Consider the following 11,786-nt stretch of genomic DNA (forward strand, 5'->3'; position numbering starts at 1 on the left):
CTTGGCGGCGCCGGGCGCGACGCGCGCGGCGCGGTCGGCCGGGCCCCAGCCGTGCTGGACGAACTCGCGGAACCCGGAGGCGTCGACGAGCTTGCTCGGGTCGCGGCGGGCGGGTTTGGTCACCGTGGGCAGCCTTTCGGGTCGTGGCCGTGGTCCGCCCGGTCGCGATCGGCGGCCGGGCGTCACCCACGATGCTCTCACCAGCCCCGTGGTGCCCCGACCGGGTGGCTCGATGACCGAAACGGCCTACCCCGGTCGGGCGATCCGGTAGGCAACACCCCACGGCTACTACGGCAGGGGAAGAGCATGCGTCCCGAGGACGTCGTCGAACTGCGGGTCCACGGGGTGTCGGGCACCCCGCCCGAAACGATGCTCGGCGACCCGTACCCGACCCCGGTGGCCGGTGACGACGTCGCCCGGTTCCTGCGGGCGGGCACGCCGGCGCGCGCCCCGTCCAGCGGGCGGACCCGCACCGTCGAGGCGTTCCACTGGGGCCGGTTCACCTCGGGCGGCGCGAGCCGGGCGCTGTGGCTGGTGCTGATCCCGTTCGCGATCCTCAACCTGGCCCGGTACGCGCTGCTCGGCGCGAACCGGTTCGCCGAGGCGGTGCTGCGGCTGCTCGGGCTGGTGCTGACGGCGATGCTGGTCACCGCCACCGCGTACGTCTCGCTGGAGCTGCTGGTGCGGCAGTGCGCGGGCACGGCGGCGTGCCGCGCGGAGCGCCTGGGGTTCTTCGCCGGCTGGCCGTTCGGCGCGATGCTGCTGGTCGGGGCGGTGCCGCCGGGCCTGGTGATCACCGTGCTGTGGTGGTTCGGCCGGCAGACGTTCCTGTACGAGCCGAAGGGCACCCACCACGTGTGGGAGACCCGGTCCGGGAGCCTGGGCGACTACGCGTTCTGGCACACGTCGCCGCGCACGCCGGTGCTGCGTGACGCGCACGTGGCGGCGGCGTGCGCGGTGGTCGGCGTGCTGTACGCGGGCGCGTTGCGGACGGCGCAGCCGGGCCGGCCGTCGGACGCGCTGTCGTGGTCCGTCGTCGGCGTGGGCGTGCTGGTGCTGCTGTGGGCGGTCGGCTGCGTGGTGATGTCGCCGGACCGGCGGGAGGTGAACTCGCGGGCGCTGAAGTGGACGTCGGCGGTGTACCTGCTGGTGGCGGCCGGTGTGGCGACCGCGGTCCTGTGGCGGCTGCCGGTGGGCGCGACCGGGTCCGTGACGCCGCTGGCCGGGTTCGAGGTGGTGACCAACGTGCTGTCCGCACTGGCGGTGGTGCTGCTGGTGGCGCTGTTCGTGGCGTGCGTGCGCATGCGGCACGCGCCGCGCGGTGTCGAGTTGATGGTGGCGGACAAGAGGTTCCGGCCGATGTGGCACGGCTACGGGGCCGTGGTGATCGCGGCGGTCGCGACCACGCTGGCGGTCGGGTTCAGCGGCGGGCTGGCCTACCGGGTGGTCGACTGGGTCGGCGACCCGGTGCCGGAGGCGGGGCGGCCGGGGCTGGTGCTGGGCACGGGTTACCTGGTCGGCGCCGGGCTGTGGGGCGTGCTGGCGATCGCGTTCCCGCTGCTCGTCGCGCCGGTCGTGGCGGCGATGGTGCGGCAGGTGTCGAGCGCGTCGTGGTTCGCCGCCGGGTCGCTGGCGGCGGGCGTCGCCGTGCTGCTGCGGTGGACGTCCGTGCCCGGCTGGGCGTTCTGGGCGGCGGCCGTCGTGGCGGGTCTGCTGTACGTCGTCGGCGTGGGTTCCTGCCTGCGGCACTCGATCGGCGCGGCGGTCCGCGACGGCGTGCTGGCCGACTACCCGGGGCGGCCCGACCGGCCCGGCGTCCGCAAGGTCGCGTTCCACCAGCGGCTCGCCTCCGGCAAGTACCGCTACCACTGGCTGCTCGGCGCGGTCGCGCTGCTCGGCGGCGTGCTGGCCGCGGCGGGCGGCGGTGTCGCGCTGGCCCGGCTGGCGCACCCGGACTGGCGGTCCGCGCCCGCGCCGGGGCTCGCCGAGTGGCTGTCGAGCCTGCCCGCGCGCGAACTCGGCGCGTTGGGCAGCCTGGTCGTGTCCGGACTCGTCGTGGTGCTGTTGTTGTTGGGTGTGCGGACGTGGCAGAGCCCCCGCATGCGCACAGCCGTCGGCATCGTCTGGGATCTGGTGGCGTTCTGGCCGCGCCTGGCGCACCCGATCTGCCCGCCGCCCTACGGCGGGAGGGCCACCATCGAGCTGACCTCGCGCGCCGTCCGGCTCGCCGGGCACCACGACGTGAGCGCGGTCGTGCTGTCCGGGCACAGCCAGGGGAGCGTGGTGTGCGTCGCCGCGTTGTCGTTGCTGCGCCGGGAGAGCGAGCGGCCCGACCCCGCCGACGGCGAGCGGTACATCAGGCAGGCGGACGCGGCGGCGGCGCTGCGGCGGGTCGGCCTCGTCACCTACGGCTCGCAGCTGCAGTGGGCGTACTCGCGGCTGTTCCCGCACTACCTCGGGCACGCCGAGCTGACCCGCCTGCACCACGACCTCGGCGACCGGTGGTGGAACCTGCACCGGCTGACCGACCCGCTCGGCGGGCCGGTGCAGGTGTGGCCGAAGACCGACGACGAGCCGGTGGCGGCGGGCGCGAAGCTGTGGGGCGTGCGGTGCGGCAACGACGTCCGGCTGCGCGACCCCGAGTTCCTCGACCCCGACCCGGACATGGTCGCCTCGCCGTTGCGCGGGCACAGCGACTACTACGACGACCCCGTGTTCGACGAGGTGGTGGCGCGCGTGGCGGACGCCGTCGCGAACCCGCGCGCGACCGTCGTGGTCACCGGGCCGGCCTTGGCGGGGGAGCCGTTGGGGCGGTAGCGGCGCCCTGCCGCACGCCCTGCCGCACGCCCTGCCGCACGCAAGGCCGCACGCACGGCCGCACGCAGGCCTGCAGGCCGGGCAGCACGCACGGTCGCATGCGGAGCACCACGCGGGGCTTCGCGCGGGCGCGGTCCGGGCGCGGAGTAGGTTGCCGTTCGCTGCTCGCCGTCCGACCGGGAAGTCCAGATGATCCAAGTCCTCGCCACCGCGCTGACGGTCGTGGCGCTCGTCGCGGCCCTGTGGTCGCTGGTGCTGATGATCGCGGACCGGCCCATCACGCTCGCCACCAAGCCCACCCTCGGCCTCGCCGCCGTCGTCGTGCTGCTCGAAGTCGGGCTGCTCGCGCAGGCGGTCGTCGGCGTGGTCAACGTCCTGGGCGCCGACCGGGAGCTCGACCGCGCGACGTTCGTCGGCTACCTGATCGGGGCGGCCGTGGTGCTGCCGCTCGGCGCGTTCTGGTCGCTCGCGGAGCGGTCCCGGTGGGGCGCCGGGACGCTGGCGGTGGCGTGCCTGAGCGTGCCCGTGATGATCCTGCGGCTCAACCAGGTCTGGGCCGGGCATGGGTGACCGGCTCGCGGAAGCCACCCGGTCCGGTCCGGGACGGCTGCTGATCGCCGTGTACGGCATCTTCGCGCTCGCGGCCGCGGCCCGGTCGGCGGTCCAGATCGCCACCCGGTTCGGCGACGCGCCGCTGGCGTACGCGCTGTCCGCGTTCGCGGCCGCCGTGTACGTGGTGGCGACGGCCGCGCTGGCCGGCGCGGTGCCGCGGCGGATCGCCTACCTCGCGTGCGGCGTCGAGCTGGCCGGCGTGCTGGTGGTCGGCGCGGCGAGCCTGGTGTTCGCCGACGCGTTCCCGGACGCCACCGTCTGGTCGGACTTCGGTGGCGGCTACGGGTTCGTGCCGCTCGTGCTGCCGGTGCTCGGCCTGCTGTGGCTGCGGCACACCGGCCGCACCGCACTGCGGAACCCCGAACCGGGCCGCTGAACCCGGCGGCACGCCGCCCGCGTAATGCAGTCGGGTCACCGGGCGCCACGCCCCGGCGGCCCTTCCGCGGTGGCGGCCGACCCCAAGGGCGTCCGGCAGGGAACGCCGTCGTGGAAGCCCGAGGCCGGGGGCGCGTCCCCCGGCCTCCGCGGCGTCCGAGGACCGGTCCCGGGGTCCGTCGAGGACCGCTCGAAGATCGCTCGTGATGAAGATCACCTGGCCGCGACGGCGAGGCCGCGGACAGTGTTGACGCTGGTCAGACCGCAGGTGGGCGGTCGGCGAATCAACCCATGTCTGAGCCTGTTCTCAGGTTCCGTGTGCGAGCGTTCGTCGCATCCGCCCGCGGCGCCCCCGCGCGTCGTCCGGTCGTCGGCCCCCGCCGATCGCCACGCGTCGGCAGGTCCGCTCACCAAGGAGATTCCCACGATGTCCGTGCTGGCTCGACTGAGCCTGGCCAACCGAAGCCTCGTCGGGCTGCTGAGCCTGCTCGTGATCGGTTTCGGCGTGTTCACGCTGCCCTCGATCAAGCAGCAGCTCTTCCCGTCCATCGAGCTGCCCGCCGCGGTGGTCATCGCGCCCTACCCCGGCGCGTCGCCGGACCTGGTGGACAGCCAGGTCGCCGAGCCGATCCAGGCCGCCGTGCGCGGCGTCGACGGCGTCGAGCAGGTGCTCACCCGCTCCGCCGAGAGCTCCGCGACGGTGCAGGTGATGTTCACCTACGGCACCGACGTCGACGCCGCCGTGGCCCAGATGCAGCAGGCCGTGAACCGGCTGCAGCCGCGCCTGCCGCAGGGCGTCGAGCCGACCGTCGCCCAGGGCAGCACCGACGACATCCCGGTCATCGCGCTCGCCGCGACCACCGGTGACGACGACCTCGCCGCCGCGGCCCGGCTGCGCGCCGAGGTCGTGCCCGACCTCGAAGCCATCCCCGGCGTGCGCGAGGCCACCGTCAGCGGCGAACGGGACCGCCAGGTCACCGTCACCGTCGACTACGCCAAGCTCGGCGCGGCCCGGGTCGACCCGCAGGCGTTGACCGCCGCGCTCACCTCGGCGGGCGCCGTCGTGCCCGCGGGCACCGTGCCGGACGCGGACAAGACGCTGACCGTCCAGATCGGCAGCCCGGTCGGGTCCGTCGAGGACCTGCGCGACCTCGTGCTCGCCTCACCCGCCGGCCCGGTGAAGCTCGGCGCCGTCGCCGCGGTGGAGTCCGGGCCCGCCGCCGCCACCGTGCTGACCCGCACCGACGGCCAGGCCACGCTCGGCGTCAGCGTCACCATGACGTCCGACGGCAACGCGGTGGAGATCTCCCGCCAGGTCCGCGACCGCCTCGGCGAGTGGGGCGAGGCCACCGGCTCCACCCTCACCGTCGCGTTCGACCAGGGCCCCGAGGTGGAGAAGGCGATCAGCGGCCTGACCACCGAGGGCCTGCTCGGCCTGCTGTTCGCGGTGATCGTGATCCTGCTGTTCCTGCTGTCGGTGCGGTCCACCCTGGTGACGGCGGTGTCCATCCCGCTGTCCGTGGTGGTCGCCCTGATCGCCCTCTACACCGGCGACCTGTCGCTCAACCTGCTCACCCTCGGCGCGCTCACCATCGCGGTCGGCCGGGTGGTGGACGACTCGATCGTGGTGCTGGAGAACATCAAGCGCCACCTCGGGTACGGCGAGGACAAGGAGCGCGCCGTGCTCGACGGCACGCGCGAGGTCGCGGGGGCGGTGACGGCGTCCACGCTGACCACGGTCGCGGTGTTCCTGCCGATCGCGTTCGTCGGCGGCATCGCGGGCGAGCTGTTCGGGCCGTTCTCCATCACGGTCACCGTCGCGCTGCTCGCGTCGCTGCTGGTGTCGCTGACGATCGTGCCGGTGCTGGCGTTCTGGTTCCTGAAGCGCCCGGCCGTGCCCACCGACCCGGAAGCCGCCGAGCGCGCGCTCCAGGCGGCGCTGGAGAAGGAGAAGCGCAGCCCGTTGCAGCGCGCTTACGTGCCCGTGCTGCGGTTCGCCACGACGCGGCGCTGGGTGACGTTGCTGATCGCGGTGCTGATCTTCGGCGGCACGCTCGGCCTGGCCGGCTCGCTGGAGACCAACTTCATCGACAACGGCGGCGGCACCGCGTTGCAGGGCACCCAGAAGATGCCGCCCGGCACCAGCCTGGCCGCCCGCGACGACGCGGCGCGCAAGCTGGAGGGCGTGCTGGCGGAGACCGAGGAGGTGGAGACCTACCAGGTCACCATCGGCACGGACAACAGCCTGGCCGCGTTCGGGTTCGGCGGTGACGGCGACACCCGGGTCCGCGCGACCGTCCGCGAGGGCACCGACCTGGAAGCCGTGCAGGACCGGCTGACCGAGCGGCTGGCGAACACCGCCGGCGCGGGCGAGGTGGCGTTCGGCGCGGCGGCGTCCGGCTTCGGCTCGGACACCATCGACGTGCTGGTCACCGCGCCCGACGAGGCGACGCTGCGGGACGCCGCCGAGCGCGTCCGGGAGGCCGTCGCCGGCGCGCCCGGCGTCGGCGAGGTCACCAACGACCTGTCGGTGAGCGCGCCGCGCGTGCAGGTCGCCGTGAACCAGGAGGCCGCGGCGGCACGGGGGCTCAGCGGCCAGACCATCGGCCAGTTCGCCGCGCAGGCCTTGCGCGGGGTGCCGGTGGCGGAGCTGCCGGTCGCCGGCCGGTCCCAGCGGATCGTGCTGCGCACCGGCACGGCCCCCGCCGACGTGACCGCCCTGCGCGCGCTGCCGCTGCCCGGCGGCGTCACGCTCGGCCAGGTCGCCGAGGTGTCCGTCGTGGACGGTCCGGTGCAGGTCCGCCGCACCGACGGCGCGCGCAGCGCCACGATCTCCGCCAAGGCCACCGGGTCCGACCTGGGCGCGGTGACCGCGGACCTGACGTCGCGGCTGAACGCGCTGGACCTGCCCGCCGGGGCGACGCACGAGCTCGGCGGCGTGAGCGCCGACCAGGCCGAGACGTTCGCCGACCTCGGCCTGGCCATGCTCGCGGCCATCGCGATCGTGTTCCTGATCATGGTGGCGACGTTCCGCAGCCTGGTGCAGCCGCTGATCCTGCTGGTGTCCATCCCGTTCGCGGCGACCGGCGCGATCGGCCTGCTCCTGCTCACCGGCACGCCGCTCGGCCTGCCCGCGCTGATCGGCATGCTGATGCTGGTCGGGATCGTGGTGACCAACGCGATCGTGCTGATCGACCTGGTCAACCAGTACCGGCGGGACGGGATGCCGGTGCGGGAGGCGGTGGTCGAGGGCGGCCGGCGGCGGTTGCGGCCGATCCTGATGACCGCCGCGGCCACGATCTTCGCGCTGCTGCCGATGGCGCTGGGCATCACCGGCGAGGGCGCGTTCATCGGCAAGCCGCTGGCGATCGTGGTGATCGGCGGGTTGATCAGCTCGACGCTGCTCACCCTGGTGCTGGTGCCGACGCTGTACTCGATGGTCGAGGGCCGCAAGGAGCGCCGCCAGGCGCGCAAGACCGAGCGCCCCGTCGAGGACCGCGAGCCGGTCACCGTCTAGTTCGGCCTGGTGGAAGGTCCCGCTGCCCGACCCGGGTGGCGGGACCTTCGTCGTCTGACGGCGAATCGGGTTGCCGCACCGCCCACAATGGCCACATGGTCACGATGGTTCCGGTGCTGGAGCGTTGGGTGGTCGTGGAGTGCCCGTTCTGGGCCGTCGAGCCGGGGCCGTTCCACCCGGCCGTCTCACGCACGCCCACGCCGGGGGAGGTCGGCGCGTTGGCCTGGGCGCTGATCGGCCGTGTCGACGACGTGGCCGAGGCGGTGGACGCGGCCGAGGCGGTCGACGCCTTCCTGGCCTACGACGACGACCACTTCAGCGTCCCCGGCGGCCTCCGGATCACCTCGGACGGGGTCGTGGTCGAACCGGGCTGCTGCGTCGGCCTGGAGGAGTGGCGAGACTGGGTGGACGTGCTCGCCGGCCGGGTGATCTGGCTCGGTCACAGCCCGGACGTCCAGGTGGAGCAACTCGGCCCTGTGGTGCGCGTCTGGTGCGACGAGGACCTGACCAACCCCGGGTTCACCGGGCCGCACGTCGACCTTCAGCGCGACGCCTTGCCGGGACTCCTCGAGGACGTCCGGCGAGACCTGCTCGGGTTCCTCGACGCCCTGGGCGAGTGGGCGCGCGTCACCGTGCCCGCCCATGCCGACCGGCTGGTGGAGGCCGTGGACCGGCGGCTGGTGATCAGTCCGCCCCTTGACCTCTGACCACTTCCGCGCGCCGCAGCGCAGGCCGTCGATCAGCCCGCGTTTCGTGACGACGGAACCCGTGGCCGGCAGGACCGGGCGGCCTCCCGGATCACGCCTCGGGCTCGTAGGCCAGGTTCGGCCGCAGCCAGCGCTCGACCTCCGCCACCGGCATGCCGCGCCGCGCCGCGTAGTCCTCCACCTGGTCACGCCCGATCCGGCCCACGGTGAAGTACCGCGACTCCGGGTGCGCGAAGATCACACCGCTCACCGCCGCCGCCGGCGTCATGGCGAACGACTCCGTCAACGCCAGGCCGATCTTCTCCGCCTCCAGCAACGAGAACAGGTCCTGCTTCTCGCTGTGGTCCGGGCTGGCCGGGTAGCCGAACGCGGGCCGGATGCCGCGGAACCGCTCGGCGTGCAGGTCCTCCAGCGCCGGGTCGGCGTCCGGCTCGAACCAGTCCCGCCGCGCCTGGAGGTGGACGTACTCGGCGAACGCCTCCGCCAACCGGTCCGCCAACGCCTTCACCATGATCGACTTGTAGTCGTCCTGCTCCTGCTCGTACCGCCGGGCCAGCTCCTCCGCGCCGTGGATGGCCACCGCGAACCCGCCCAGGTGGTCGCCCTCCGGCGCCACGTAGTCGGCCAGGCACCGGTTCGGCCTGCTCTGCGGCTTCTGCGTCTGCTGGCGCAGCATCGGCAGCCGCCGCCCGTCCACCACGATGTCGTCGCCCTCGGAGTGCGCGGGCCAGAAGCCGTACACGCCCTTCGCCCACAGCGACCCGTCCGCGACGATCCCGTCGAGCATCGCGTTCGCGTCCTCGAACAGGTCACGCGCGACCGGGTTCTCCAACACCTTCGGGTACTTGCCCTTGAGCTCCCAGGCCAGGAAGAAGAACGTCCAGTCGATCATCTCGCGCAGCTCGGCCAACGACGGCTCCACGACCCGCAACCCGGTGAACGCCGGCGTCGGCAGCTCCTCGAACGACACCGCCTCGGCGTTCGCCCGCGCCTGCTCCACCGTGAGCATCGGCGTGCTCTGCCGGTTCTCGTGCTCCTCGCGCAACCGCTGCTGCTCCACGCGGGTCGCCACGCCCAGCTCCTCGGCGCGCTCCTCGTCCAGCAGCGCCGACACCACGCCCGCCACCCGCGACGCGTCCAGCACGTGCACCGTGGTCGCGTCGTACGCGGGCGCGATCCGGACCGCGGTGTGCTGCCGCGACGTCGTCGCGCCGCCGATCAGCAGCGGCAGCTTCATCCCGCGCCGCTGCATCTCCGCCGCCACCGACACCATCTCGTCCAGCGACGGCGTGATCAGCCCGGACAGGCCGATCGCGTCCGCGTTCTCGGCGATCGCCGTGTCGAGGATCTTCGCCGCGGGCACCATCACGCCCAGGTCGACCACGTCGTAGTTGTTGCACCCCAGCACCACGCCGACGATGTTCTTGCCGATGTCGTGCACGTCGCCCTTCACCGTGGCCAGCACGACCTTGCCGTTGCCGCGGGTGGAGCCGGAGGCTTCCTTCTCCGCGTCCATGTACGGCTCCAGGTGCGCGACGGCGCGCTTCATCACCCGCGCGCTCTTCACCACCTGAGGCAGGAACATCTTGCCCGCGCCGAACAGGTCGCCGACGACCTTCATGCCGTCCATCAGCGGACCCTCGATCACGTCCAGCGGACGTGCCGCCTGCAGCCGCGCCTCTTCGGTGTCCTCGACGATGAAGTCCACGATGCCGTGCACCAGCGCGTGCTCCAGCCGCTTCCCGACCGTGCCCTCGCGCCACGACAGGTCGACCTCGCGCTTGGTGCCCGAGCCCGACACCGTCTCGGCGAACGACACCAGCCGGTCCGTCGCGTCGGGGCGGCGGTCGAACAGCACGTCCTCGACCAGCTCCAGCAGGTCCTTCGGGATGTTCTCGTACACCGCGAGCTGACCGGCGTTGACGATGCCCATGTCCAGCCCCGCGCGCACGCCGTGGAACAGGAACGCCGAGTGCATCGCCTCGCGCACGGTGTCGTTGCCGCGGAACGAGAACGACAGGTTCGAGATGCCGCCGCTGATCCGGACGCCCGGACACCGCTCCTTGATCAGCGGGACGGCGTCCAGGAACGCCTTCGCGTACCCGTTGTGCTCGGCGATGCCGGTCGCGACGGCCAGCACGTTCGGGTCGAAGATGATGTCCTCGGCCGGGAAGCCCGCCTGACCCGTCAGCAGGTCGTACGCCCGCCCGCAGATCTCCACCTTGCGCTCGGCGGTGTCGGCCTGGCCCTTCTCGTCGAACGCCATCACCACGACGCCCGCGCCGAAGTCGCGGATGCGGCGGGCCTGCGCGAGGAACTGCTCCTCGCCCTCCTTCAGGCTGATCGAGTTGACCACGCCCTTGCCCTGCACGCACTTCAGCCCGGCTTCGAGCACGCTCCACCGCGAGCTGTCGATCATGATCGGCACGCGGGCGATCTCGGGCTCGGTGGCGATCAGGTTGAGGAACGTCGTCATCGCCCGCTCGCTGTCGAGCAGGTCGGCGTCCATGTTCACGTCCAGCAGGTTCGCGCCACCGCGCACCTGCTCCAGCGCGACGTCCACGGCCGCCTGGTAGTTGTCGCTCTCGATCAACCGGCGGAACTTCGCCGAACCGGTCACGTTGGTGCGCTCGCCGATCATCACGAACCCGGTGTCCGCGCCGATCTCGAACGGCTCCAACCCGCTGAACCGGGTCCGGTCCGGCACCTTCGCGACCGGGCGCGGCCGCATGTCCTTGACCGCCGTCGCGATGCGCGCGATGTGCTCCGGCGTCGTGCCGCAGCAGCCGCCGACGATGTTCACCACGCCGTCCTCGGCGAACTCGTGCAGCAGCGACGCCGTCTCGTCCGGGGTCTGGTCGTAGCCGCCGAACGCGTTGGGCAGGCCCGCGTTGGGGTGGCTCGCCGTGTACGTGCCCGCGATCCGCGACAGCTCGGTGATGTGCGGCCGCATCTCGGCCGCGCCCAGCGCGCAGTTCACGCCGACGATCAGCGGGTCGGCGTGCGCGACGGAGTTCCAGAACGCCTCGACGGTCTGCCCGGACAGCGTCCGGCCGCTCAGGTCCACGATGGTGACCGAGATCCACAGCGGCAGGTGCGGCGCGACCTCGCGGGCGGCGGCGATCGCGGCCTTGGCGTTGAGCGTGTCGAAGATCGTCTCGATGAGCAGCAGGTCGACCCCGCCCTCCGCGAGCGCGGCGATCTGCTCCGCGTACGCGGCCCGGACCTGGTCGAACGTCACCGCCCGGTAGGCCGGGTCCTCCACGCGCGGCGACAGCGAGAGCGTGACGTTGAGCGGGCCGACGGACCCGGCGACGAACTTGCCGCCCGCCGCGCCACCGGCCTCGTCGGCGGCTTGGCGGGCCAGCTGCGCGCCGCGCACGTTCATGTCGCGCACCAGCTTCTCCAGGCCGTAGTCGGCCTGCGCGATGCCCGTCGCCGTGAACGTGTTGGTCGTCGTGATGTCCGCGCCCGCCGCGAGGTACCGGCGGTGCACGTCGAGCACCACGTCCGGGCGGGTGAGGTTGAGCAGGTCCGGGTCGCCCGTGACGTCGTGCGTGTGGTCGCCGAGGAGGTCGCCGCGGTAGTCGGCCGGTGACAGCCCGGCGCCCTGGAGCATCGTGCCCCAGGCGCCGTCCAACACCGCGACCCGCTGGTCGAACAGCTCTCGCAGGGCGTTTTCCGACACGCGGCCTCCCATCGTGGGAGGCGCCCTTGCGGTGTTCCGAGGCCCGCCGAGCGTGGCGGGCTCGTCACCC

Annotated in this window: 6 protein-coding genes; 5 read left to right on the forward strand and 1 reads right to left on the reverse strand. The window is 73.3% G+C overall.

All coding sequences use genetic code 11. The annotated features are described in order from the left end of the window. Positions 1–306: 306 nt before the first annotated feature. From ACFQ3T_RS16865 to ACFQ3T_RS16885, 5 genes are all read left to right on the forward strand, one after another. On the forward strand, positions 307–2,817 hold the full coding sequence (locus tag ACFQ3T_RS16865; protein ID WP_380724221.1) for a hypothetical protein: 2,511 nt from the start codon (positions 307–309) through the stop codon (positions 2,815–2,817). A 189-nt stretch (positions 2,818–3,006) separates the two neighbouring features. Beyond that, entirely contained in the window at positions 3,007–3,387 is a 381-nt protein-coding gene (locus ACFQ3T_RS16870; RefSeq protein ID WP_380724222.1) for a hypothetical protein, read from the forward strand. Beyond that, positions 3,380–3,805 (forward strand): hypothetical protein, encoded by a 426-nt coding sequence (locus ACFQ3T_RS16875; RefSeq protein ID WP_380724223.1) that lies wholly within the window; start codon positions 3,380–3,382, stop codon positions 3,803–3,805. The genes ACFQ3T_RS16870 and ACFQ3T_RS16875 overlap by 8 nt, the downstream gene beginning before the upstream one ends. Before the next feature lie 426 nt (positions 3,806–4,231). Then, a complete protein-coding gene (locus ACFQ3T_RS16880; protein ID WP_380724224.1) occupies positions 4,232–7,321 on the forward strand; it encodes an efflux RND transporter permease subunit in 3,090 nt (1,029 codons plus the stop codon). 95 nt (positions 7,322–7,416) lie between these two features. Beyond that, entirely contained in the window at positions 7,417–8,028 is a 612-nt protein-coding gene (locus ACFQ3T_RS16885; protein WP_380724225.1) for a hypothetical protein, read from the forward strand. A 91-nt stretch (positions 8,029–8,119) separates the two neighbouring features. On the opposite strand, the gene metH is transcribed toward ACFQ3T_RS16885, so the two are convergent. Then, the gene (metH, locus tag ACFQ3T_RS16890) at positions 8,120–11,716 is read right to left on the reverse strand and encodes a methionine synthase (protein WP_380724226.1); all 3,597 of its coding nucleotides are present in this window, start codon (positions 11,714–11,716) and stop codon (positions 8,120–8,122) included. Positions 11,717–11,786 lie beyond the last annotated feature (70 nt).

Origin of the sequence: Saccharothrix hoggarensis, from assembly GCF_042678885.1 — a bacterium.
In the GTDB taxonomy this organism is placed as follows: domain Bacteria; phylum Actinomycetota; class Actinomycetes; order Mycobacteriales; family Pseudonocardiaceae; genus Actinosynnema; species Actinosynnema hoggarensis.

Bases quoted from the DNA above. Each gene is read 5' to 3' on its own strand.
- ACFQ3T_RS16865 (WP_380724221.1), top strand. From the start codon at position 307: ATGCGTCCCGAGGACGTCGTCGAACTGCGGGTCCACGGGGTGTCGGGC.
- ACFQ3T_RS16870 (WP_380724222.1), top strand. From the start codon at position 3,007: ATGATCCAAGTCCTCGCCACCGCGCTGACGGTCGTGGCGCTCGTCGCG.
- ACFQ3T_RS16875 (WP_380724223.1), top strand. From the start codon at position 3,380: ATGGGTGACCGGCTCGCGGAAGCCACCCGGTCCGGTCCGGGACGGCTG.
- ACFQ3T_RS16880 (WP_380724224.1), top strand. From the start codon at position 4,232: ATGTCCGTGCTGGCTCGACTGAGCCTGGCCAACCGAAGCCTCGTCGGG.
- ACFQ3T_RS16885 (WP_380724225.1), top strand. From the start codon at position 7,417: ATGGTCACGATGGTTCCGGTGCTGGAGCGTTGGGTGGTCGTGGAGTGC.